This is a genomic window from Serratia sp. Nf2, assembly GCF_003028435.1.
Taxonomy (GTDB): domain Bacteria; phylum Pseudomonadota; class Gammaproteobacteria; order Enterobacterales; family Enterobacteriaceae; genus Serratia; species Serratia marcescens_L.
The window spans coordinates 600,318-623,760 of record NZ_PYTW01000001.1; the positions used below are offsets into that span (position 1 = coordinate 600,318).

General features: G+C 58.3%; 19 protein-coding genes. 6 read left to right on the plus strand and 13 right to left on the minus strand.

Annotated elements, in window-relative coordinates:
* Window positions 1–200 precede the first annotated feature (200 nt).
* The 5 genes from phoH to putP all read right to left on the minus strand — a co-directional run bounded on the left by phoH (window position 201) and on the right by putP (window position 6,750).
* Window positions 201–989, minus strand: coding sequence for a phosphate starvation-inducible protein PhoH (phoH, locus tag C9411_RS02840; RefSeq protein ID WP_015378226.1), 789 nt, complete (start codon window positions 987–989; stop codon window positions 201–203).
* Window positions 990–1,707: 718 nt separating this feature from the next.
* Complete coding sequence (gene efeB / locus C9411_RS02845) at window positions 1,708–3,006, minus strand: iron uptake transporter deferrochelatase/peroxidase subunit (protein WP_063990240.1); 1,299 nt, start codon at window positions 3,004–3,006, stop codon at window positions 1,708–1,710.
* Between the two features lie 11 nt (window positions 3,007–3,017).
* A complete protein-coding gene (efeO, locus tag C9411_RS02850) occupies window positions 3,018–4,154 on the minus strand; it encodes an iron uptake system protein EfeO (RefSeq protein WP_107226370.1) in 1,137 nt (378 codons plus the stop codon).
* Between the two features lie 20 nt (window positions 4,155–4,174).
* A complete protein-coding gene (efeU, locus tag C9411_RS02855) occupies window positions 4,175–5,020 on the minus strand; it encodes an iron uptake transporter permease EfeU (protein ID WP_063990242.1) in 846 nt (281 codons plus the stop codon).
* A gap of 245 nt (window positions 5,021–5,265) precedes the next feature.
* Complete coding sequence (gene putP, locus C9411_RS02860; protein WP_063990243.1) at window positions 5,266–6,750, minus strand: sodium/proline symporter PutP; 1,485 nt, start codon at window positions 6,748–6,750, stop codon at window positions 5,266–5,268.
* Window positions 6,751–7,321: 571 nt separating this feature from the next.
* Here putP and putA point away from each other — a divergent pair.
* A complete protein-coding gene (putA, locus tag C9411_RS02865; RefSeq protein ID WP_107226371.1) occupies window positions 7,322–11,293 on the plus strand; it encodes a trifunctional transcriptional regulator/proline dehydrogenase/L-glutamate gamma-semialdehyde dehydrogenase in 3,972 nt (1,323 codons plus the stop codon).
* Between the two features lie 337 nt (window positions 11,294–11,630).
* Here the strand turns inward: putA and tcyN are convergent, their stop codons facing one another.
* The 7 genes from tcyN to C9411_RS02900 all read right to left on the minus strand — a co-directional run bounded on the left by tcyN (window position 11,631) and on the right by C9411_RS02900 (window position 17,596).
* A complete protein-coding gene (gene tcyN, locus C9411_RS02870) occupies window positions 11,631–12,383 on the minus strand; it encodes an L-cystine ABC transporter ATP-binding protein TcyN (protein ID WP_060424097.1) in 753 nt (250 codons plus the stop codon).
* A 3-nt stretch (window positions 12,384–12,386) separates the two neighbouring features.
* Window positions 12,387–13,049 carry a cystine ABC transporter permease gene (gene tcyL, locus C9411_RS02875; RefSeq protein WP_041035592.1) on the minus strand — a complete coding sequence of 221 codons (663 nt, stop codon included), beginning with the start codon at window positions 13,047–13,049 and terminating at the stop codon, window positions 12,387–12,389.
* A complete protein-coding gene (tcyJ, locus tag C9411_RS02880) occupies window positions 13,049–13,849 on the minus strand; it encodes a cystine ABC transporter substrate-binding protein (protein WP_063990245.1) in 801 nt (266 codons plus the stop codon). The genes tcyL and tcyJ overlap by 1 nt, the downstream gene beginning before the upstream one ends.
* Before the next feature lie 115 nt (window positions 13,850–13,964).
* On the minus strand, window positions 13,965–14,957 hold the full coding sequence (locus C9411_RS02885) for a D-cysteine desulfhydrase (RefSeq protein ID WP_107226372.1): 993 nt from the start codon (window positions 14,955–14,957) through the stop codon (window positions 13,965–13,967).
* A 124-nt stretch (window positions 14,958–15,081) separates the two neighbouring features.
* Window positions 15,082–15,591, minus strand: coding sequence for a flagella biosynthesis regulatory protein FliZ (fliZ, locus tag C9411_RS02890; protein WP_033647756.1), 510 nt, complete (start codon window positions 15,589–15,591; stop codon window positions 15,082–15,084).
* Window positions 15,592–15,647: 56 nt separating this feature from the next.
* Complete coding sequence (locus tag C9411_RS02895; protein ID WP_004934752.1) at window positions 15,648–16,370, minus strand: RNA polymerase sigma factor FliA; 723 nt, start codon at window positions 16,368–16,370, stop codon at window positions 15,648–15,650.
* A gap of 182 nt (window positions 16,371–16,552) precedes the next feature.
* Window positions 16,553–17,596, minus strand: a complete 1,044-nt coding sequence (locus C9411_RS02900; RefSeq protein ID WP_107226373.1) for a flagellin — start codon at window positions 17,594–17,596, stop codon at window positions 16,553–16,555.
* A gap of 282 nt (window positions 17,597–17,878) precedes the next feature.
* Here C9411_RS02900 and fliD point away from each other — a divergent pair, with 282 nt between their 5' ends.
* The 4 genes from fliD to C9411_RS02925 all read left to right on the plus strand — a co-directional run bounded on the left by fliD (window position 17,879) and on the right by C9411_RS02925 (window position 21,253).
* Window positions 17,879–19,279: a flagellar filament capping protein FliD gene (fliD, locus tag C9411_RS02910; RefSeq protein ID WP_063990248.1), complete on the plus strand. Its 1,401-nt coding sequence runs from the start codon at window positions 17,879–17,881 to the stop codon at window positions 19,277–19,279.
* Window positions 19,280–19,305: 26 nt separating this feature from the next.
* Entirely contained in the window at window positions 19,306–19,716 is a 411-nt protein-coding gene (gene fliS, locus C9411_RS02915; RefSeq protein ID WP_004934758.1) for a flagellar export chaperone FliS, read from the plus strand.
* Window positions 19,716–20,084, plus strand: a complete 369-nt coding sequence (gene fliT, locus C9411_RS02920) for a flagella biosynthesis regulatory protein FliT (RefSeq protein ID WP_004934765.1) — start codon at window positions 19,716–19,718, stop codon at window positions 20,082–20,084. The genes fliS and fliT overlap by 1 nt, the downstream gene beginning before the upstream one ends.
* Before the next feature lie 308 nt (window positions 20,085–20,392).
* The gene (locus C9411_RS02925; RefSeq protein ID WP_063990249.1) at window positions 20,393–21,253 is read left to right on the plus strand and encodes a helix-turn-helix transcriptional regulator; all 861 of its coding nucleotides are present in this window, start codon (window positions 20,393–20,395) and stop codon (window positions 21,251–21,253) included.
* Window positions 21,254–21,731: 478 nt separating this feature from the next.
* On the opposite strand, the gene C9411_RS02930 is transcribed toward C9411_RS02925, so the two are convergent.
* Window positions 21,732–22,661: a LysR family transcriptional regulator gene (locus C9411_RS02930; RefSeq protein WP_107226374.1), complete on the minus strand. Its 930-nt coding sequence runs from the start codon at window positions 22,659–22,661 to the stop codon at window positions 21,732–21,734.
* 129 nt (window positions 22,662–22,790) lie between these two features.
* Here C9411_RS02930 and C9411_RS02935 point away from each other — a divergent pair, with 129 nt between their 5' ends.
* Entirely contained in the window at window positions 22,791–23,390 is a 600-nt protein-coding gene (locus C9411_RS02935; RefSeq protein WP_107226375.1) for an FMN-dependent NADH-azoreductase, read from the plus strand.
* Window positions 23,391–23,443: the final 53 nt, after the last annotated feature.

Genomic DNA, 23,443 nt, shown 5'->3' on the forward strand with positions numbered 1-23,443 from the left:
GCCGCGCGGCGCACACCCCAGATAATGTCCTTTTGGCGCCGCAGGCAAATTGCGCGCCAATCTGGAACCCATTAATCATTAACGCTAACTCAACGAAAATCTATACAAAAAACCACAATAATTTACACAAAGGTTAAACGAGAGGGGAAATTGCGGAGATAAAAAAGGCCGCAGAAGCGGCCTTTCCATTAGCGGATAGGTTAACTGTAAGCGTTGAGCGTGCGCTGGCACAAAGCGGAACGCACGCAGTCCTGTTTTTCAAAGCGGATAACGCCGATCATCTCGTCCTCTTCGAAGCGCTCCAGCGCGTCGCTGAGACCGGATTTCACGCCGCGTGGCAAGTCGCACTGGGTCACGTCGCCGTTAACGATAACCGTCACGTTTTCGCCCAGGCGGGTCAGGAACATTTTCATTTGGCTGGCGGTCACGTTCTGGGCTTCATCCAGGATAACGACCGCATTTTCGAAGGTGCGTCCGCGCATATAAGCGAACGGCGCAATTTCTACCTTACCGATTTCCGGGCGCAGGCAGTACTGCATAAAGGAAGAGCCTAAACGACGTACCAGAATGTCATACACCGGGCGGAAATAAGGGGCGAACTTCTCGGAGATATCCCCCGGCAAGAAACCGAGGTCTTCGTCCGCCTGCAAAACAGGACGGGTAACGATAATCCGATCCACCTCTTTATGGATCAGCGCCTCCGCCGCCTTGGCGGCGCTGATGAATGTTTTGCCACAGCCGGCTTCGCCGGTGGCGAAGATCAGCTGCTTATTCTCTATGGCTGATAAGTAATGACCCTGAGCTTCGGTTCTAGCCTCGATGGGTGAGCTATCGCGCTTGTCTCGCGCCATGCCGATAGACTCGACTCCCCCCATTTGCACCAGCGAGGTCACAGACTCTTCTTCCAGCTGGCGATGACTACGAGCGTCACGACGAATAACGCGTTTCGCTTCACGACGTGCTTTGATCACTGCTTTCTGTCTACCCATAGTGGCACCTTACAGTTTGTTTCACCTACCGCAACGGCCAGGCCGCGCGATTATGTTTCACACACGTATTAGGTTTTGGCCTCCTCCGAGCCAATAAGAGCCAAGGGACAACGTGAATCGACGGCAACGCTTAAGCGCCGTTTTTTCACGGGACAACGCGGACTGCATCAATAAACGTGGAGTAAAAAGTGATGAGATTCGGTAGCGATAAGGGTGCGGAGTTGCCGGTAAAAGAGAGTCGGAGAGAGAACCCTCGTTACAACGAGAAATCAGGGGAGATGTGTTATTTTTTCTTTCCAGCCCAGCCAAGGACTTTACCATTAGCGATCCCCGCAGTGATATTTACAGCTTCAAGCTGTGCACCGTGTGAAAACTACCGCCAGATGATTACAGTATAATGACATTCAATCCTGTCGCGTTACTAAAATGTAAAAAAATTTTATATCTTTTGTTTTCAGTTAGCGCAAAAACACTATATCACGCTCGTCACGTCATTCCATAAAAATTTTATTCCTATAAATATCAATAAATTAAAATTAAAAACCGTGAATGACACTTTGGTTTCCCGATTAAAATTTGCACAACCCAAAGTCGGCGGGCCGTTCAGATTTTTTAATCTGCAGGCGAAGGATTGAATTGAACTCCGTCGCTTAATGCCCCGCGCAATAGGCAAGCCAAAGTAAAACGAGGCGGAAGATCCCGCCTCGTCATTGCGCACTCAGGCCTTGAGCAGGCCGCTGGCCAGATAGTCGCCGCCCTCTTTCACGCCCGGCAATACGAAGAAATATCCGCCGCCGATCGGCTTGATGTATTCTTCCAGCGCTTCGCCGTTGAGCCTTTTTTGCACCGTCAGGAAGCCTTTTTCCAGATCGGCCTGATAGCAGACGAACAACAGCCCCATTTCCAGCTGCCCGGCATTGGAAACGCCAAGGGAATAGCTATAGCCCCGCCGCAGCATCAGGTTGCTTTGGCTTTCCGGCGTGCGGGGGTTAGCCAACCGGATGTGCGCGTCCATCGGTATCACCTTGCCGTCGGGATCGTTCGCGTAGTTCGGCTCGTCATGTTCATGCTTCATGCCTAACGGCGCGCCGCTGTGCTTTTCGCGACCGAAAATAGTTTCCTGCTCCTGCAGCGGCGTGCGATCCCAAAACTCCACGCGGAAGCGAATAATGCGCGCCGCCTGGTAGCTGCCGCCGGCCGTCCACGCAGGTTCACCCACGTTGTCACCGACCCACACCACTTTATCCATCAGCGGTTTGTCGTCGGTTTTCGGGTTGGCGGTGCCGTCTTTGAAGCCCAGCAGATTAATCGGCGTCTCTTTGCCTTTGCTGCGTGCCGCATGCGCGGAGATAAACCCTTCCCGCTTCCAGCGCACGCTGAGCAGATCCGGCGAGTGCTTGATGATATCGCGCAGCGCATGGAGAGCGGTTTCATTGGTGTTGGCGCAAATCTGCAGCAACAGGTCGCCGTGGCACAGCGCGGCGTCCAACGCATCGTTGGGGAAGCGGGTCATTTTCTGCAACCGCAGCGGCTTTTGCGCCTGCAGGCCAAAGCGTTCGTCGAACAGCGATGCGCCGACTGAGACGGTGATGGTCAGGTTGTCCGGGTAAATCTCCGGCCCCATGATGCCGGAATCGAGCGGCGGTAGCTTGGCATCCACCTCCGGCGCCTTGCCGCCGTGGGTCAGGAAGGCGATGCGATCGGTCAACAGCCGGAACAGCCGCTCCAGCTCCGCTTTATTGGTCGCCAGCACGTCGAACGCCACCAGCATCATCGCCGCCTGTTGCGGCGTCAGCACCCCGGCCTGATGGCGGCCATAAAACGGCTGTTTCTGCCAGCGCTCATCCTGCGGCGTCGCCAACGGCTCCGCTGTGTTGCCCGCCGCCTGCGCCAGGCGGCTGCCGCCCAGCGCCAGTGCGCCCAGCCCCAGCCCCTGCAGCAAACGGCGCCGCGAAGGCGATGCCGCCCCCTGCGATTGCGGATGCGGCCCGCTGTGCGGGCCTGCCTTGTTGCTCATAACCGTATGCCTCAGTCCAGGCCCAACACGCCGCGCAGTTGGGAAAGGTCTTCCGCCAGCGTGGTGATCGGCCCTTTCAACGCGTTGCGGTCGGCATCGCTCAGCTTCTCATAGGACTCATAGCCCTCTTTGGTTTGGTACTTCGCCAAAATGGTGTCCACGGTTTTGAAGTTAGCGTCAATCTTGTCCAGCAGCGGCTTGTTGGCTTTGACCAGCAGCGGGCGCAGCAGATTGACGATCTTCTGCGCGCCGTCGACGTTAGCCTGGAAATCCCACAGGTCAGTGCGGCTGTAACGGTCTTCTTCACCGCTGATCTTGCTGGCCGCCACTTCTTCGATTAACCCGGCGGCGCCGCCCACCACTTTGCTCGGCGGGAAGGTCAGTTCACCCACGCGTTTTTGCAGTTCAACGGTGTCGTGATACAGACGATCGGCATATTTGCCCATGTCCTTGGTCGAGTTGTCGGCAAACAGCGCCTTCTCCAGACGGTGGAAACCGGTGAAGTTCGGATCCGCCGATTTCTTCTCGTAGTCGTCTTCACGGGCGTCGATGCTGCCGTCCAGATCGGAGAACAGCTCGGCGATCGGCTCGATGCGCTCATAGTGCTGGCGGGTCGGCGCGTACAGCTTGCGCGCTTGCTCCACGTTGCCGGCCTTCACCGCGTCGGTGAACAGCTTGGTCTGTTTCACCAGCCCATCGACTTCTTTAGTGACGTAGACTTTGTACTCGGCAATCGGGCCAACCAGATCCAGCGCGCTCGGTTTGCCGTCGGTAGCGCCGTTGGCCGCCGCGGTGACGGTCAGTTTGCCTTTCGGATTGCTCAGCAGCCCGCAGGTCATGTCATATTCGCCCGCTTCCAGCGTGGCGGTCATTTTCTGGGTAAAGCCCGGCGCGATGTTCTCGCGCTCTTCCACCACCATCACCCCTTTCAGGATTTCCCATTCGACGTTTTTCTGGCTGGTGTTGTGCACCACAAACTGCGTCTTGCCGGCCGGCACCGTCAGCTGCATCGGTTCACACTGCTTGTCGTTGACCGTGACCTTGACCTGCGGCACGTCCGCCGCCAACGCGTCGATGCTCAGCGCAAACGCCGGGATAGCCAGTAATGCTGCGTGCAACGCCTTGCGGCGAAATAACGGAGTAGACATACGAGATTCCCTATTAAACATTAATGATTGATTTTACGTTGCGCCGGGGCCGCTGCCGGCTCCGCGCGCTGCGGCAGGAAAAAGAAAATCAGCGCCGGGATCAGATACAGGAAGTAGACCGCCACTTCGCTGACCGTCGGGGCTTCCTGATAACCGAGAATACCTTCCAGCAGGGTGCCGAACAGCGAATGGGTCGACAGGGTGCTGCTGAAATCGAAGGCGATAGCCTGGAAGTGGTTCCACAGACCGGCTTCGTGGAAGGCGCGGATCGCCCCGGCGGCCAGGCCGGCGGCGACGAACAGAATGAACAGGCTGGTCCATTTGAAGAACTTGGCCAGGTGCAGCTTCACCCCGCCCCAGTAAATCATCATGCCCAGCACGATGGCGGCCACCAGGCCGAGCACCGCGCCGATCGGCGCCGCGGCGCCCACGTCTTGCTGAAACGCCGCCAGCAGGAAGAACACCGACTCCAGCCCTTCGCGCGCTACGGCGAAGAACACCATCGCCACCAGCGCCCAACCCTGCCCTTTACCGGCGTTGAGCGCGTGATCGATCGCGCCTTCCAAATGCACCTTGACCGATTTGGACACCTTACGCATCCAAAACACCATATAGGTGAGGATCAGTACCGCCACCACCGCGACGATGCCTTCGAACAGCTCCTGCTGTTTCTGCGGGAACTCGCCGGTGGTCTCATTGATGAAGATGCCGAGCGCCAGACACAGCGCCGCGGCGACAATCACGCCGATCCACACCGCACCGAGCCATTGGCTGCGCTGCGTGCGTTTCAGGTAGCTGGCGATCAGGCTGACGATCAGCGCAGCCTCCAGCCCCTCGCGGAACATGATAAGAAAGGGAACGAACATAAATAATCACCCCTGAAAAGACCGCGGCGGCAGAGAAAACTGACTCGAAATGAGCGGCGGCAACTCTGTAAAGAAACGTAAAATACAACGAGAGTGATTATCATTCTGCCAAGAAGAAATACAAGAGGCGCAAGCGTGATTTTTTCTAATCAAATGTCGCCAGGTGTTACAGCCGGATGACGGTGGTAAACAGGCAAAAAGAAGGGGCGCTCTGCGCGCCCCTTGCTGACTGACATCGAACGGCGTTATACCGTTTTGTACTCGGCTTCCGCCTGATCGAAACGCTCGGTCATGGTGGAGGAAGGCTGGCGGCCCATCAGGCTCACTACCACGATCGCGAGGCAGCCCAGGATGAAGCCTGGGATGATTTCATACAGGCCCAGCCATTCGTACTGTTTCCAGACGATCACCGTCACCGCACCGACCAGCATGCCGGCCAGCGCGCCGTTGCGGGTCATGCGCGACCACAGCACCGAGATCAGCACAACCGGGCCGAAGGCGGCGCCGAAACCGGCCCAGGCATAGCTCACCAGGCCCAGCACGCGGTTTTCCGGGTTGGCCGCCAGCGCAATGGCGATCAGCGCCACCACCAGCACCATCACGCGGCCGACCCACACCAGCTCACGCTGGCTGGCGCCTTTGCGCAGGAACGCCTTGTACAGGTCTTCGGTGATCGCGCTGGAGCACACCAGCAGCTGGCAGCTCAGGGTACTCATGACCGCCGCCAGAATCGCCGACAGCAGCACGCCCGCCACCCATGGGTTGAACAGCAACATCGCCAGTTCGATGAACACGCGTTCGCCGTTCTGCGACACGTTACCGGCTTGATCCGGGTTATTGGCGAAGTAAGCGATGCCGAAGAAACCGACGGCGATGGTGCCGGCCAGGCACAGGATCATCCAGGTCATGCTGATGCGACGCGCGCTGCGGATGGTGCGGTGGGAATCCGCCGCCATGAAACGCGCCAGGATGTGCGGCTGGCCGAAGTAGCCCAGGCCCCAACCCAGCAGCGACAGGATGGCGACGAAGTTCAGCCCCTTAAGCATGTCGAGGTTGGCCGGGTTCTGCGCCTGGATCACCAGCATCGAGGTATCGATGCCGCCGACGGCGAAAATCACGATCACCGGCGTCAGGATCAGCGCGAAAATCATCAGGCTGGCCTGCACGGTGTCGGTCCAGCTCACCGCCAGGAAACCACCGATAAAGGTATAGAGGATGGTCGCCGCGGCACCGGCCCACAGGGCGGTTTCGTAGCTCATGCCGAAGGTGCTTTCGAACAGGCGTGCGCCGGCTACGATACCCGAGGCGCAGTAAATGGTGAAGAACACCAGGATGACGATGGCCGAGATCACCCGCAGCAGCTTGCTGTTGTCTTCAAAGCGGCTGGTGAAATAGTCCGGCAGCGTCAGGGCGTTGTTGTTGGCTTCGGTATGAACGCGCAGCCTTCCTGCCACCAGTTTCCAGTTCAGGTAAGCGCCGATGGTCAGGCCGATGGCGATCCAGCTTTCGGAAATGCCGGAGAGGAAGATGGCGCCCGGCAGGCCCATCAGCAACCAGCCGCTCATGTCGGAAGCGCCGGCGGACAGCGCGGTCACCACGCTGCCCAAACTGCGGCCGCCGAGAATATAGTCATCAAAGTTGTTGGTTGCCCGGTAGGCAAGCAGGCCGATCAGCACCATCCCGAAAATGTACACCAGGAAGGTCACCAGCATAGGTGTGCTCATTGTCATTTAATTCTCCACTTTCATTATTATTCGCGTTTCGCTCCGGCCAAGCCGGCGCCGGTAAACCCACGCGCAATGCATTTTACTGGCCGCCGCGCCGGAACGTGGCGCAGCCTGCGAGCAAGTGCAGGTAAAATAGTTTCTGCCCGTAATTGTTGACCGTCGGTTATCCTAGATGAGCCTTTCATCAACCAACAAGATATTTAACAACAAAGTTACACAAAGTTTACCCTGCGTCACATTTACCGGGCCCGAAGGTTGCACTCACGACAAGTAAAATGAGTTGCACCCTCTTATTACCCTTATATACCGCAAGGTATAACGCCTGCGGCATCATAACCCCCGCCGCATTCGCTCAATAACGCAACATTCGTGCCAACTGCCGATGTTAAAAAATCGATGAAACTCACACTTCGCTCATCAGCCTGATTTAACAAGGTTGCACAAAGTTGCAACATGCAGGATATTGTCTGCATTCTTGACACCACACATCTCACGAACCTATCCCAACAGGCTTTCCGGCCTGCTGTTTGTCTAGCCTGATGGGATAGGTTCTAAACACAGGAGTTGGATTGGCATGGGCACTACCACAATGGGCGTGAAACTCGACGAGGCAACACGCGACCGGATCAAGAGCGCCGCACAGCGTATCGATCGCACGCCGCACTGGCTCATCAAGCAGGCCATCTTTAATTACCTCGAGCGTCTCGAGAGCGGTTCCGATATTCCTGAAATTCCCGCGCTGGCCGCTGCGGGCCAGCCTGAAGCGGACGACATTATGCCGCAAGCGCAGGAAGAGTCACACCAGCCATTCCTCGATTTCGCCGAACAAATTCTGCCGCAGTCGGTCACCCGCGCCGCCATCACCGCCGCCTATCGTCGCCCGGAGACCGAAGCGGTGCCGATGTTGCTCGAACAGGCGCGATTACCCGCCGATCTTGCTCAGGCCACTCACAAAATGGCCTATGGCATCGCCGAGAAGTTGCGTAACCAAAAAAGTGCAAACGGCCGCGCCGGCATGGTGCAAGGCCTGCTGCAAGAGTTCTCCCTCTCTTCGCAAGAAGGCGTGGCGCTGATGTGCCTGGCGGAAGCGCTACTGCGCATTCCGGACAAACCGACCCGCGATGCCCTGATCCGCGACAAGATCAGCAACGGCAACTGGCACTCGCACCTCGGGCGCAGCCCGTCGCTGTTCGTCAACGCCGCGACCTGGGGCCTGCTGTTCACCGGCAAACTGGTGTCCACGCATAACGAAGCCAATCTGTCCCGTTCGCTGAACCGCATTATCGGCAAGAGCGGCGAACCGCTGATCCGCAAAGGCGTGGACATGGCGATGCGCCTGATGGGCGAACAGTTCGTAACCGGTGAAACCATCGCCGAAGCGCTGGCCAACGCGCGCAAGCTCGAAGAAAAAGGCTTCCGCTACTCCTACGACATGCTGGGCGAAGCCGCCCTGACCGAAGCCGACGCGCAGGCCTACCTGGTTTCCTACCAGCAGGCGATCCACGCCATCGGCAAAGCTTCCAACGGCCGCGGCATCTATGAAGGCCCCGGCATTTCCATCAAGCTGTCCGCCCTGCACCCGCGCTACAGCCGCGCGCAGTACGAACGCGTCATGGAAGAACTCTACCCGCGCCTGCTGTCGCTGACCCTGCAGGCACGCCAGTACGATATCGGCATCAACATCGACGCCGAAGAGGCCGACCGCCTGGAGATCTCGCTCGATCTGCTGGAGAAACTGTGCTTCGAGCCGCAGTTGGCCGGCTGGAACGGCATCGGCTTCGTGATCCAGGCCTACCAAAAACGCTGTCCGTTCGCCATCGACGCCGTGATCGACATGGCGCAACGCAGCCGCCGTCGCCTGATGATCCGTCTGGTGAAGGGCGCCTACTGGGACAGCGAAATCAAACGCGCCCAGATGGACGGCCTGGAAGGCTACCCGGTCTACACCCGCAAGGTCTATACCGACGTTTCCTACCTGGCCTGCGCCCGCAAGCTGCTGTCGGTGCCGAACCTGATTTATCCGCAGTTCGCGACCCACAACGCCCATACCCTGAGCGCCATCTATCACCTGGCCGGCAACAACTACTACCCTGGCCAGTATGAGTTCCAGTGCCTGCACGGCATGGGTGAGCCGCTGTATGAGCAGGTGGTGGGTAAAGTGGCCGACGGCAAACTGAACCGCCCTTGCCGCATCTATGCGCCGGTCGGCACCCATGAAACGCTGCTGGCTTACCTGGTGCGCCGCCTGCTGGAAAACGGCGCCAACACCTCGTTCGTCAACCGCATCGCCGACGCCACCCTGCCGCTCGACGAGCTGGTGGCCGATCCGGTCAGCGCCGTGGAAGCGCTGGCGGCCAGCGAAGGTCAGATTGGCCTGCCGCACCCGCGCATTCCGCTGCCGCGCGAGCTGTACGGCGAGAAGCGCACCAACTCCAGCGGTCTGGATCTGTCCAACGAACAGCGTCTGGCCTCGCTCTCCAGCGCCCTGCTCACCAGCGCCAGCCATCCGTGGCGCGCGGACCCTATCATCGACGCCGAATTGGATCAGGGCGTAGAGCAACCGGTGATCAACCCGGCCGAGCCGGGCGATGTGGTCGGCTACGTGCGTGAAGCCACCGAAGACGAAGTCAGCCGTGCGCTCGACGCCGCCGCGGCCGCCGGCCCAATCTGGTTCGCGACACCGCCGACGGAGCGCGCCGCGATCCTCGAACGCGCCGCCGAGCTGATGGAAAGCCAGCTGCAAAGCCTGCTGGGCATTCTGGTGCGCGAAGCGGGTAAAACCTTCAACAACGCCATCGCCGAAGTGCGTGAAGCGGTCGATTTCCTGCACTACTACGCCGGCCAGGTACGCGACGATTTCGCCAACGACAGCCACCGCCCGCTGGGCCCAGTGGTCTGTATCAGCCCGTGGAACTTCCCGCTGGCGATCTTCACCGGCCAAATCGCCGCCGCGCTGGCGGCGGGCAACAGCGTGCTGGCCAAACCGGCCGAGCAAACGCCGCTGGTGGCCGCGCAGGCGGTGCGTATCCTGCTGGAAGCCGGCATTCCGCAAGGCGTGCTGCAGCTGCTGCCGGGCCAGGGTGAAACCGTCGGCTCAACGCTGGTCAACGACGCCCGCGTACGCGGCGTGATGTTTACCGGCTCCACCGACGTCGCCGGTATTCTGCAGCGCAGCATCGCCGGTCGTCTGGATCCGCAGGGCCGCCCGACGCCGCTGATCGCCGAAACCGGCGGCCTGAACGCCATGATCGTCGACTCTTCCGCCCTGACCGAACAGGTCGTGACCGACGTGGTGGCCTCCGCCTTCGACAGCGCCGGCCAGCGCTGCTCCGCGCTGCGTATCCTGTGCATTCAGGAAGACGTGGCCGAACACACGCTGCAAATGCTGCGCGGCGCGATGGCCGAATGCCGCATGGGCAATCCGGAGCGCCTGTCTACCGACGTGGGCCCGGTGATCGACGCCGAAGCCAAAACCGGCATCGAACGCCACATCCAGGCGATGCGCGCCAAAGGCCGCAAGGTGTACCAGGCCGCCAAAGGCAGCGCGCAGGATGAGAAGGAGTGGGCGCGTGGCACCTTCATCAAGCCGACGCTGATCGAACTCGACAGCTTCGACGAGCTGCAAAAAGAGATCTTCGGCCCGGTGCTGCACGTGGTGCGCTTCCAGCGCAACAATCTGGACGCGCTGGTCGATCAGATCAACGCCGCCGGTTATGGCCTGACGCTGGGTATTCATACCCGTATCGATGAAACCATCGCCCGGGTGACCGAACGCGCCAAGGTCGGCAACCTGTACGTCAACCGCAATATGGTCGGCGCGGTGGTCGGCGTGCAGCCGTTCGGCGGCGAAGGCCTGTCGGGCACCGGCCCGAAAGCCGGTGGCCCGCTGTACCTGTACCGTCTGCTGGCCAACCGTCCGGACGACGCACTGCAGCGTACGCTGCACCGTCAGGACGAAGAGCGCCCGATGGAAGCCACCGCGCGGCCGCAACTGCTGGGCGCACTGCAATCGCTGGAGAAATGGGCGGTCACCAGCCAACAAGGCGAACTGGCGGCATTGGCGCAGCGCTATGCGGAACTGGGCCAGGGCGGCACCGTACGTCCGCTGCCGGGCCCGACCGGCGAGCGCAATACCTATGCCCTGCTGCCGCGTGAACGCGTGCTGTGCCTGGCGGATAACGAAGCCGACGCGCTGATCCAACTGGCCGCCGTGCTGGCGGTTGGCAGCTGCGTGCTGTGGCCGGAAGCGGAACTGCAGCGCAATCTGTTCCGCCGCTTGCCGAACGATGTGCAGGCGCGCATTGCCTTCAGCAAAGACTGGCAGCAGGACAAGGTCGAGTTCGACGCCGCCATCTATCACGGCGATGCCGACCAGCTGCGTACCCTGTGCGAACAGATCGCGCAGCGCGGCGGCGCCATCGTCTCGGTGCAGGGCTTCGCTCACGGTGAAACCAACATCCTGTTGGAACGCCTGCTGATCGAGCGTTCGCTGAGCGTCAACACCGCCGCCGCTGGCGGTAACGCCAGCCTGATGACCATCGGTTAACGCATCGTCAAGGCGGCCATGCATTGCCGCCTGATTGGCTCACCGCGACGCAAACCCTGCACTTGTGCAGGGTTTTTTATTGCCCGCAGCCCGGTCAGCCGTTAGCGTCTTGTTATCCTGGCATGAGGATGTGGCGCCTCTATGGGCGATAACAACAGGGTGAGCTCAGAACGGATTAATCTGCTTGCAAGCCGCGGCAGAACGCTACGAGTCGCATTGACTCTCGGGTTCGGCAATATCAGGGATACGGTAGCCGCAGCGGGTTTCTCGCCGCCGCCGCGCGAAACGCATTGTTGAAAACGGAGTGGATGCGGACGGGGGAAGCTCCCCCGTCGCCTTATTGATTCAGGAATTTGTCGAGGAATTGCTGGGTACGCTGGTGCTGCGGGTTGGCGAACAGCGCTTTGGCCGGGCCTTGTTCAACGATGCGGCCGTGGTCCATAAAGATAACCCGGTCGGCCACGTCGCGGGCAAAGCTCATCTCATGGGTGACGATCACCATGGTGCGTTTCTCTTCCGCCAGTGAGCGCATGGTATTGAGCACTTCCCCCACCAGCTCGGGATCGAGCGCCGACGTCGGCTCATCGAACAGAATCACCTCCGGCTGCATCGCCAGCGCGCGCGCAATAGCCACCCGCTGCTGTTGGCCGCCGGACAGCCGGCGTGGATAAGCCTGCTCTTTGCCGCTCAGGCCCACCTTGGCCAGCAACGCGCGGGCGCGCTGTTCCGCGCTGGCCTTCGCCTCGCCCTTGACGACCACCGGCCCTTCGATGATGTTTTCCAACACCGAACGGTGCGGGAACAGGTTAAAGTTCTGGAATACGAAACCGACCTGCTGACGCAGCGCCCGCACCTGATTTTTCTGTTTGCTCAGTGGCTTGCTGCCGTCGATCAGGATATCGCCGACGCGAATGGTGCCGGAATCCGGCTCCTCCAGCAGGTTAATGCAGCGCAATAAGGTGGTTTTCCCCGAGCCGCTCGGCCCGATGATCGCCACCACTTCGCCGGCGTCCACCGCCAGATCGATCCCATGCAGCACCGTCTGACCCTTGAACTGCTTGGTCAATTGCTTAACTTCGATGGCACTCATGCGTTACTCCTGATCCTGGCGATTAACGTGGGCTTCCAGACGGTTTTGCAGTGCGGAAAGCAGGGTCGCCATCACCCAGTAAATCAGCGATGCCGCCAGGTACATGGTAAACACTTCCAGCGTGCGCGAGGTGATCAGCTGCGCCTGGCGGAACAGTTCCGGCACCTGAATGGTGGCGGCCAGCGAGGTGTCTTTCACCAGGCCGATGAAGCTGTTGCCCAGCGGCGGCAAGGCGGTGCGCGCCGCCTGCGGCAGGATCACCCGGCGCAGGGTTTGCCAGCGGGTCATCCCGATGCTGGCGGCGGCTTCCCACTGGCCTTTGTCGATCGACGAAATCGCCGCGCGCAGCGTTTCCGAGGTGTAGGCGGCGGTATTGAGCGACAGGCCAATCAGCGCCGCCGGGAAAGGATCGAACTCGATGCCGAACTGCGGCAGACCGTAATAGATCATAAACAGCTGGGCGATCAACGGCGTGCCGCGGAACAGCGACACGTAAATGCGCGACAGCCACGCCAGCGGCCACAGCGGCGAAAGGCGCATCAGCGCCAGCAGAAAACCGAGCAGCAACCCCAGCGCCATGCCGCCCAAGCTAAGCTGAAGCGTCAGTATTGCGCCCTTCAATAAAAATGGCGCTGAATCCAGCGCCAGTTGAATACTTTCGTGCATTATTTAGTTACGTCCGCGCCAAACCATTTCTCGGAGATCTTCGCCATCGTGCCGTCTTTTTGCATCTCGGCGATCGCCTGGTCAATCGCGGCCAGCAGCTCTGGGTTGTTCTTGCGCAGCGCCACGCCGGACTCCTGACGAGAGAATGCCGGGCCGGCTACCGCCAGCGTATCGCCGGTTTTCTTCACCAGATCCAGCGCCGCCAGGCGATCCACCAGAATGGCGTTGATACGGCCAACGCGCAGATCCTGATACTTGGTCGGGTCGTCGTCGTAGGTACGCACGTCCACGCCCTGCACATTCTCACGCAGCCATTGCTCATAGTTGGTGCCCAGGCCAACGCCGACCTTCTTGCCCTTCAGATCTTCCGGCTTGGTGATGGTGCCTTCGTTGCCTTTTTTCACCAGCGCCTGAATCCCGGAAACGGTGTAAGGGGTGGAGAAATCATATTTCTTCTTGCGCTCATCGGAGAGCGTCACCTGATTGATGACCACGTCGATACGCTTCGAATCCAGCGAAGCCAGCATGCCGTCCCATTTGGTCGGGTTCAGCTTGGCTTTCACGCCCAGATGTTCCGCCAGTGCGTTGGCGAAATCCACTTCGAAACCGGTCAGCTTGCCGTCTTCCCCCTGGAAGCTGAACGGCGGATAGGTGCCTTCCAGCCCGACGATCAGCGTGCCGCGTTGTTTCACCTGCTGCAGCAGATTGTCGGCGGCGTAGGTTTGAGTCGTCACACCGGCGGCCAACGCAATACCCACCACGCCCAACAGCCATTGACGACGAACTTTCGCAAACATCATAAACACCCCTGTGTGTTATTTATCTTTTTTGATATCAGCACTTTAACAGTGCGACCGCCCGCATAAAGGAATATAACCTTATAAATATAGTTCAAAATGGAATAACAAGCGGTATTTACACCTGCGGATGATAGGCGAACAGCGCCGGCGCACCGCCGGTGTGAACGAACAGAATAGGCCCTTCATCGCGGAAGCGCCGCTGGGCGATGCCGTCGATCAAACCGGCCATCGCTTTGCCGGTGTATACCGGATCCAGCAACACGCCTTCTTGCTGCGCCAGCAGTTGCACCGCCGCCATGCCCTCTTCGTTCGGCATGCCGTACTGCGGCGCGAAATAATCATCCCATAGCGCGATCGGCGCCAGTTCGTCGATATTCAGCGAACAGGCCAGGGCTTTTTGGATCTGCTCCACCTTCGGCAGCTGATCGATCACGGTGCGCGAGACCGTCACGCCGATCAGTTCAGTCTCCGGCAACAGCTGCTGCAGCCCCACCGCCAGCCCCGCGTGGGTGCCGGCGCTGCCGGACGCCACCACCACCGAACTGAACGCCACGTTGCTGCGTTGGCTTTGCTCGGCGATTTCCAATGCGCACTGCACATATCCCAGCGCGCCCAGGGCATTGGAGCCACCCACCGGCACCACGTAAGGCCGGAAGCCCTGAGCCTCGAGGCGCGTCGCCAGTTCCGCCAGCTGCTGCTGCGGATCGTGCAGCGCTTCGCACATCACCACCTCGGCGTTGAACAGGCCGAGCAACAGGCGGTTGCCGTTGGTCAGGTAGTTTTCCGCACGGGTGTCGATAGGGTTTTCCAGCAGCGCGACGCAGTGCAGGCCCAGTTTCGCCGCCACCGCCGCCGTCTGGCGCACGTGGTTGGATTGAATGGCGCCGGCGGTGACCAGCGTATCGGCGCCTTGGCGCAGCGCATCGGCGGCCAGAAACTCAAGCTTTCTCAGCTTGTTGCCGCCCATAGCCATAGGGGTGACATCGTCACGTTTAAGGTAAATATCGCGGCCGAGGTAATCGGAGAGACGGGACAGCTTTTCCAGCGGTGTGGCGGTGCCAACCAGGTCCAGACGCGGAAATTGCGCCAGTTGTTGTTGCAGGTTCACTTCTTCCCCCCAGGGAATCGAATATCGACATCAGATAAGCGATAGATTTATCAGATGTGAACTGAATAATCATCCTTTATCACGGGGGAAACAGCGGGCCCCGGCCCAACGGCCGGGGAAAGTCTCAGTAGCTGCGCTGCCAGGCGAGGTACTGATCGTATTTGCGCAGCGCTATGCGGTAGTTGTTGTGCGCCGCGCTAGGCAGATCGTCGATGATACGCTGGTGACTGGCGCAGTTGGCGAACTTGTCCGCTGGGTAGTTGCGCGCCACCAACATTTCGTCCAGCCGGCGCAGCCGCACCACATACTCGCGGATGGTGCTGTGGCTCATCTCGGTCTGTTCGAACAGATACTGTTTGAACGCCATAATATCGAAATAGCTCGGGTGGCTGTTGCAGGAAATCTCGCTGCAAAAGCGGCACAGCGCGGTCAGCTCATGCTGCACGTTTTGCCAGACCGCATCGTCGATCGGCTGATCCATGCGCGCGATGGCTTCTTTATTGATAATTTTGCCGCGAAACACCAGCGCCATGCGGTCCAATAACTTACCGCACTGGGAGCAATGGGTCTGGCTGTGCTTGTAGTCTTTCAGGTAACGGCTAAGCGGCCGTTTCTTCAACAGTATTCCTGGCATAAGGGGCAGTCCCGTTGTCGCATGAGTCATCGAGTTGAGGGGGCGGCGGGCCGCCGTCAGGTATCGTTCGCCAGCCGCGCGCGCAGCCGTTTGATCGCCTGACTGTGCAGTTGGCTGACGCGGGATTCCCCGACGTCCAGCACGGCGCCGATCTCTTTGAGATTCAACTCTTCCTGGTAATACAGCGTCAGCACCATTTTTTCGCGCTCCGGCAACGCCTCGATGGCGTCGATCACCCGCTGGCGCAGGCTGCCTTCCAACAGGTGATGCAGCGGGTTGGCCTCTTCATGCCCTTCCAGCATCGGTTCCGCGTTCTCGCCATGCTCCTCGCGCCATTCGTCGTAGGAGAAAAGCTGGCTGTTATTGGTGTCCAACAGAATTTGACGGTACTCATCCAGCGAGATATTCAGCGTCTGCGCCACTTCCGTCTCGCTCGCCGGGCGGCCGTAACGCTGTTCCAGTTGCCGCATCACCTGCGCGACCTCGCGCGCGTGGCGCCGCACGCTGCGCGGCACCCAGTCGCGGCTGCGCAGCTCGTCGAGCATCGCGCCGCGAATGCGCTGCACCGCATAGGTGGTAAAGGCGGTTCCCTGTAGGGCGTCATAACGCTCAACGGCGTTCAATAGCCCGATTCCCCCGGCCTGCAGCAAGTCGTCAAGCTCCACGCTGGCGGGCAGCCTGACCTGCAGGCGCAGCGCCTCGTGGCGCACTAACGGGACGTAGCGCAGCCAGAGAGAATTTTTGTCCATCACGCCTTCGGCGGTATACAGATCGCTCACTATGTCTTAAACCTGCGGATAAGAGAGTCAGCGCTATTATGCGTAGGGGGCGGAATGCCAATCGGCTGAACAGTCGCACAAAACGGGCTTTATTTGCGCCATGTAATAACCGCGCGGTGCGCGAGCATAAAAAAACCCCGCCGAGGCGGGGTTTCTTTGCGACAGTTAATCGGGAGAGACGATTAACGCAGCAGGGACAGAACGTTCTGAGTAGACTGGTTAGCCTGTGCCAGAACAGAGGTGCCAGCCTGTTGCAGGATGTTGGCACGGCTCATGTTGGACACTTCGGTCGCGTAGTCAGCATCCTGGATACGGGACTGAGAAGCGGACAGGTTGTTAACGGTGCTGTTCAGGTTGTTGATAACAGAATCGAAACGGTTCTGTACCGCACCCAGGGAAGAACGCAGGCCGTCAACCTGAGACAGCGCTTTGTCCAGGGTAGCCAGAGGATCTGCCATCTTAACGTCAGTAGTGCCTTCGGTGATTTTTGCTTTACCTGTTGTACCATCTTCAGCAATGGTTGCTTCTTTGTAAGTTTTAACACCTTTATCGGTAGTTTCTACGTAGAAGGTATCTTTGCCAGTAGCATCTTTACCAGAGAACAGTTTCTTACCTGTAGCCATTGCGTCAACAGTCAGATCTTTACCGCCTACGTTCACAGTACCGGTAACTTCTGCACCCAGTTTAGGACCTTTATTGGTCACGTCGAAGCCATCCAGACCCAGTTTAGTGGAGTCGATTTTCTGCAGGTCGATATCGATGGTTTCACCATCGTTAGCGCCAACCTGAATGGTCAGTTTCTGATCGCTGCTCAGCACTTTCACGCCGTTGAAGTCAGTCTGCTCGGAGATACGGTTGATTTCCGACATGCGCTGAGTGATTTCGTCCTGGATGGATTTCAGGTCGCTGGAGGAGTTGGAACCGTTCTGCGCCTGTACGGTCAGACGACGGATGTTCTGCAGGTTGTCGTTAACTTCGTTCAGTGCGCCTTCAGTGGTCTGCGCCAGGGAGATACCGTCGTTGGCGTTGCGGGAAGCCTGAGTCAGGCCTTTGATGTTCGCGGTGAAACGGTTGGAGATCGCCTGACCCGCAGCATCGTCTTTCGCGCTGTTGATACGCAGACCGGAAGACAGACGCTCAATCGCAGTGCCCAGAGAAGACTGAGATTTGTTCAGGTTGTTCTGCGCCATCAGCGACAGGCTGTTAGTGTTGATTACTTGTGCCATTGTTTGCTTTCCTTACGAGTCAGTTGCGTTCTTCGCAACACAGTTAAAAAGGTTCGGGCTTATTTGCCCACGGCGTCAACCACCGTCCCCTCAGGTATCGGCCCTCCCCTACCAACCTTTAGCAATTTTTTAAAATTTTTTGCGCTTTCGGCAATGGCGGAAATAACGCGTTTTTTCCCTCTTCTATTGCGCCATCGGTTTTTTGTTTTTTTCGGTAAACTTTTTCATCACTGGGCCGATAACGCGTAAAGCGAATAAAGTCATAATCAAGGAGAATTACTCATGGCAACGATCAGTTCATTAGGTCTCGGCTCAGGACTCGACCTCAACGGCTTGCTGGATAAGCTGACCAAAGCGGAACAGCAGCGCCTGACCCCTTACACCACCAAACAGTCGAGCTATAACGCGCAGCTGACCGGTTACGGCACCCTGAAAGGCGCACTGGAAAAGTTCGACAACCTCAGCAAAGAGATGGCGAAAGAAGACTTTTTCAAGGCGACGACCGCCACCGAACACGACGCTTTCAAGATCACCACCAACGCCAAAGCGGTGCCGGGTAACTACGTGGTGGAAGTGAAGCAGCTGGCGCAGGCGCAAACCCTGACCACTCAGGCGAAAGTCAGCGACCAGGGCGCCAAGTTAGGCACCGAAAGCGCCACCGACCGCGCTCTGACCATCACCGCCGGCAACCCGCCGAAAGCCACCAAAATCCCGCTCAGCGACGATCAAACCTCGCTGCTGGAGCTGCGCGACGCCATTAACGGCGCCAAGGCCGGCGTTACCGCCAGCATCATGCGCGTCGGCGACAACGACTATCAGCTGGCGATCAGCTCCTCCACCACCGGCGAGAACAACAAGATTTCCCTCCAGGTCGACAATGACGACAAACTGGGCGATATCCTGAACTACAACGCCACCCGCGGCACCACCACCGCCATGAAGCAGACGGTTGAGCCGCAAGATGCGCTGTTGAAAGTGAACGGCACGGATATCAAGCGCAGCACCAACTCGATCAGCGATGCCCTGCAGGGCGTTACCATCGATCTGAAAACCAAAACCAAAGACACCGAGCCACAAAACCTGGTGATCAGTACCAACACCGCCGGCACCACCGACAAGATCAAAGAATGGGTCGACAGCTATAACTCACTGCTGGACACCTTCAACGCATTGTCCAAGTACACCCCGGTGAAAACCGGCGAAGCGCCAAACCCGAGCAACGGTCCGCTGCTCGGCGACAACACCCTGCGCGGCGTTCAGTCGTCGATCAAAAGCGCCCTCAGTGCCGCGCAAGACAACCCGGATTTGAAAGGCTTGGGCAACCTCGGTATCTCCACCAACACCAAGACCGGCAAACTGGAAATCGACAGCACCAAGCTGAAGAAAGCGATGGATGAAAAACCGGATCAGGTCAGTAACTTCTTCGTCGGCAACGGCAAAGACACCGGCATGGCCACCGAGATCCACAACGAGATCCAAAGCTACATCAAATCCGGCGGCATCATCGAGAACTCGACCAAAAGCATCAACACCAACCTCGATCGCCTGAACAGCCAGATCACCACGGTCACCGCCAGCATTCAGAACACCATCGATCGTTATAAACAACAGTTCGTTCAGCTGGATACCATGATGTCGAAAATGAACGGCACCAGTAACTATTTGGCTCAACAGTTCAAGTAACCCTTTAACAAGGTAAAGAAAACAGCATGTATAACCGTAGCGGCACTCAGGCCTATGCGCAGGTCAGTCTGGAAAGCGGCGCCATGAGCGCCAGCCCGCACCAGTTAATCGTGATGTTGTTCGACGGGGCGCTCAGCGCCCTGCTTCGCGCACGCATCCTGATGAACCAGGGCGATATCGCCGGCAAAGGTATGGCGCTGTCCAAAGCCATCAATATCATCGATAACGGCCTGAAAAGCGGCCTCGACCCTCAGCAGGGCGGCGAGATCGCCGAAAACCTGGCGGCGCTGTACGACTATATGAAGCGGCGTCTGATGCAGGCCAACCTGCACAACGACGAAGCGGCGATCGCCGAAGTGGTCAAACTGCTGGAAAACATCGCCGACGCCTGGCGCCAGATCGGCCCCAACTACCAACCTTCGCAGGACGCCGTGTAATGGAACGTCAACAGCAGCTGTTAGCCGCTTATCAACAAATTTACAGCCTGAGCAGCCAGATGATCGCGCTGGCGCAAACCGGGCGCTGGGAAGAGCTCGTCGAGCTCGAGTTCGCTTACGTGACGGCGGTGGAAAAAACCGCAGCCTTTACCGGGCAAGCCGGCCCTTCCATGGCGTTGCAGGAGATGTTGCGCAATAAGCTGCAACAGATCCTCGACAACGAAACCGAGCTCAAACGCCTGTTACAGCAGCGCATGGATGAGCTGAAAATGCTGATCGAACAGTCCACGCGCCAGAACGTGGTCAACAATACCTACGGTCAGTTTCATGACCGTGCGCTGTTACTGGGGGAACCGCAGGTCCGATAAGATCGACAATACTGACGAAAATGGATTAAATAGCACTATGCGCTATTACTCTCGGGTTACGTTAGGATATTAATCTATGGCATTTGAATTATTCAGTTTATGGGTAATTGGTAAAATGCGCGCTTCGAGCCTGGCTCTCACTTTAATGGATAAACATTATCCCGACACGGACGTTTTCTGTTCAGCAGGAAATTGATTTTTGATAGATACAACACGCCGCTGTGTTTCACGGCCCATGGAAAAATGTTGCTCCAACGCGGATCAAAGCGTAAAGATATTCTCAGATAATGGCTGCGAAATGAATATCGATGGAACGTACAATTAATCTCTGTCCAGGAATTGGCGCCTCAGCGCACATCATTCAGCATACTGAATTATTATTCCCTTCAGTCTATTTTGAGCAACCACACCTGTATCTGATACAACAAGGCCATAAGCGCGTACGCTGGCAACAACACGAGGTGGTGGCTCATGCCGGCGAACTGTTGATTATCGATGGGGGGCAAACGGTGGATATTATTAACGGCCCCTCCGAAGAGGGGGTGTTCAGCTGCCAGTTGCTGACCTGCGACCCATTGCTGCTCACTATTCAGCCTCCAGTCGAGGAAGCGCCGGCGCCGATGCCGTTTGATGCCGTTCTGGCGCTGCGCAGCCTGCCCTGCGCTTTGAAACACAGTTTTGAGACCACCAGCCTGGCGCTGGCGCTCCGGCAGCGTTTTCCCACCATCATCGTGCGGCACAAAATGCTGGAAATTCTGCTGTGGCTGGCCCAATTCGGCATTCGCTTCATCCACAACGAAGCCAAGGACCTGACGCAGCGCGTGCGTCGCTGCCTGGCAACCGATCCACACAGCATTTGGACGGCCGCCAAAGTGGCGGAAAGCCTGTCGATGAGCGAAGTGATGCTGCGCCGCAAACTCTCGATGGAAAATACCGCGTTGCGCAACCTGATGATCGACGTGCGCATGAGCAGTGCGTTGGCCCTGCTGCAGTCGACCGACTGGCCGATCTCCGCCATCGCGCAACATGTCGGCTATGAAAGCGCATCACGTTTCGCCGAACGTTTTCGCAAACGCTTCGGTTTCGCCCCTACCGCTATTCGCGGTCATCAAAGGATTATGGAACCTGGCCCCGTGGGAACCGAAACGATAGCCGCCGGAGAAACATAACTGGACGCGCAACAAAATGGCTTTATTTGGCACAGGTCCCTAACCGTTGTCACAACGCTGAGATAGGCTACGCAACGTCAAATCGTCGAAGAGCAAATTAAACGATGCGTAATGAAAAGCGATTATTTTCTCTGGCAACAATGTTGTTGGGGCTGTGGCTGTTAGCATTGCCGTATGAAGAAGACATGATGCGCTTACTTGCCGCACAATAAAATGGCCAGGCTTTTATCGCCTGGTCAGACTTCAATCCAGTTTAACCAGAATGCCAATTAATACGACGAGTACCGTCAGCATTAAAATACTGATCAGGCGCCATCTGGATTCGCTTTTCGTGCTCATTGACCTGCCTCGAATAATAACCCTACTAATCAGGCCATAATAAACGGCCACCTGCGCAGTCAATGAGCCTGACAGCGCCGTTTTCGTCCCTCTATTCGGAACATTAGCGCCCATTTCCTGTTGATTGTGGCACCAGCCATTACCGGTGCGATACCGCCGGCGCCACAAGCGCCAATTTCCCCGGCAGCTCCGCCACCAATTTGTCCACCGCCAGCCGTACCTTAAGCGGCTGGTAAGGCATATACGGCCATACCACATTCACCGGAAAACTGGGGCTGGACTCACCACGCATGAGCTCCACCAACGCCCCCGCCACCAGCCGATCGCGTACCAGCCACTCCGGCAGCCAGGCAATACCGGCGCCGGCGGAAACGGCATCGACGATCCCCTGCATATCGTCCATCATCATCTTGGCCGGTGGCCTGAACGGCCGAAGCTCGCCGTTTTCGCCGCGAAGTTGCCAGGGCAACACGGCGCCGGCGTGCAGATACCCCACCGCCTGATGTCGGCTTAAGGCGTCTACCGTGCGCGGTTCGCCGCAGCGCTGCAGATAATCGGGCGAAGCGCACAGGAGCATGCCGTGTTCACCCAGACGCCGGGCAACCAGACTGCCGCTGTCCGCCAGCTCGCCGATGCGTACCGCCAGATCGAACCCCTCGTCGACCAGATCGATCCTGCGGTCGCTGAACGAGATTTCCAACGCCAGCAACGGATGCTCATTCGCCAGCGCCGTCAGCAAGGGGGCGATGCACAGGTGGCCGAACAACACCGGCACTGAGACCCTGAGCCGGCCGCTGACCTGCATCTTGCCGCTGTCCAGCTGATTTTCCGCCGCCTGAATGTTCGCCAACGCCTGCCGACAGTGCTCGTAGTACAGCACCCCTTCATCCGTCAGGCTCAGGCTGCGCGTAGTGCGCATAAACAACATCACGCCGAGCCGCGCCTCGAGCCGCGACACGATTTTGCTGACCGCAGAGCGCGTCAGATGCAGTTTTTCTGCGGCGGCGGCAAAACTGCCGCCTTCCGCCACGGCGACAAAAGCCGGCAGCGCGCTGAGATCGCTTTTCATTTTACCGTTTCCAAATTGGAATCAATTAAGTGAAAACCTATCACCACTGGTGAACATCAAGCAATGATAACCTGCAGTCATTCCGGAATTCCCGGTGAAAACTACAGATGACCGTCAGAGGACAACCGTATGAAAAAAATACTGGTGCTCAAATCCAGCATTATGGGAAACGACTCGCAGACCAATAACCTGATTGATCGCTATCTGGTGGAACGTCGGGCCAACGGGCACGAAGACCAGATCATCGAGCACGATCTGACGGCGTTGGACCTGCCGGTATTGGAAGGCGAGCTGTTCAGTGCGCTGCGCGGCGCGGAAAACACCAGCCCACGCGCCAAAGCGGCGCTGGCGCTTTCCGATCGGCTGATTGCCGAACTGAAAGGGAGCGATCTGCTGCTGATCGGGGCGCCGATGTACAACCTCAACGTCCCGACCCAGCTGAAAAACTGGTTCGATCTGGTGGCCCGCGCCCGGGTAACGTTCAACTATACCGCCACCTACCCGGTCGGATTGGTCGACGGCGTCAATGCGCTGGTATTCAGTTCACGCGGCGGCGTACACGCCGGCCAGCCGACCGACGCCGTGACGCCCTATCTGCGGTCGGTGCTGGGGCTGATGGGGATCGGCAACGTGCAATTTATCTATGCCGAAGGGCTGGATATGAAACCGCACGGCCTCGCGCAGGGGCTGGCGAACGCCCACCAGCGGATTGCGGAATTGGCGGACTGAGGCAAACGCACGGCAGCATTGATTTGTTATAACATAACAAATATGATAACCGC

Coding starts and splice junctions, on each gene's coding strand:
- phoH (WP_015378226.1), bottom strand. CDS start 989: ATGGGTAGACAGAAAGCAGTGATCAAAGCACGTCGTGAAGCGAAACGC.
- efeB (WP_063990240.1), bottom strand. CDS start 3,006: ATGAGCAACAAGGCAGGCCCGCACAGCGGGCCGCATCCGCAATCGCAG.
- efeO (WP_107226370.1), bottom strand. CDS start 4,154: ATGTCTACTCCGTTATTTCGCCGCAAGGCGTTGCACGCAGCATTACTG.
- efeU (WP_063990242.1), bottom strand. CDS start 5,020: ATGTTCGTTCCCTTTCTTATCATGTTCCGCGAGGGGCTGGAGGCTGCG.
- putP (WP_063990243.1), bottom strand. CDS start 6,750: ATGACAATGAGCACACCTATGCTGGTGACCTTCCTGGTGTACATTTTC.
- putA (WP_107226371.1), top strand. CDS start 7,322: ATGGGCACTACCACAATGGGCGTGAAACTCGACGAGGCAACACGCGAC.
- tcyN (WP_060424097.1), bottom strand. CDS start 12,383: ATGAGTGCCATCGAAGTTAAGCAATTGACCAAGCAGTTCAAGGGTCAG.
- tcyL (WP_041035592.1), bottom strand. CDS start 13,049: ATGCACGAAAGTATTCAACTGGCGCTGGATTCAGCGCCATTTTTATTG.
- tcyJ (WP_063990245.1), bottom strand. CDS start 13,849: ATGATGTTTGCGAAAGTTCGTCGTCAATGGCTGTTGGGCGTGGTGGGT.
- fliZ (WP_033647756.1), bottom strand. CDS start 15,591: ATGCCAGGAATACTGTTGAAGAAACGGCCGCTTAGCCGTTACCTGAAA.
- C9411_RS02900 (WP_107226373.1), bottom strand. CDS start 17,596: ATGGCACAAGTAATCAACACTAACAGCCTGTCGCTGATGGCGCAGAAC.
- fliD (WP_063990248.1), top strand. CDS start 17,879: ATGGCAACGATCAGTTCATTAGGTCTCGGCTCAGGACTCGACCTCAAC.
- fliS (WP_004934758.1), top strand. CDS start 19,306: ATGTATAACCGTAGCGGCACTCAGGCCTATGCGCAGGTCAGTCTGGAA.
- fliT (WP_004934765.1), top strand. CDS start 19,716: ATGGAACGTCAACAGCAGCTGTTAGCCGCTTATCAACAAATTTACAGC.
- C9411_RS02925 (WP_063990249.1), top strand. CDS start 20,393: ATGGAACGTACAATTAATCTCTGTCCAGGAATTGGCGCCTCAGCGCAC.
- C9411_RS02930 (WP_107226374.1), bottom strand. CDS start 22,661: ATGAAAAGCGATCTCAGCGCGCTGCCGGCTTTTGTCGCCGTGGCGGAA.
- C9411_RS02935 (WP_107226375.1), top strand. CDS start 22,791: ATGAAAAAAATACTGGTGCTCAAATCCAGCATTATGGGAAACGACTCG.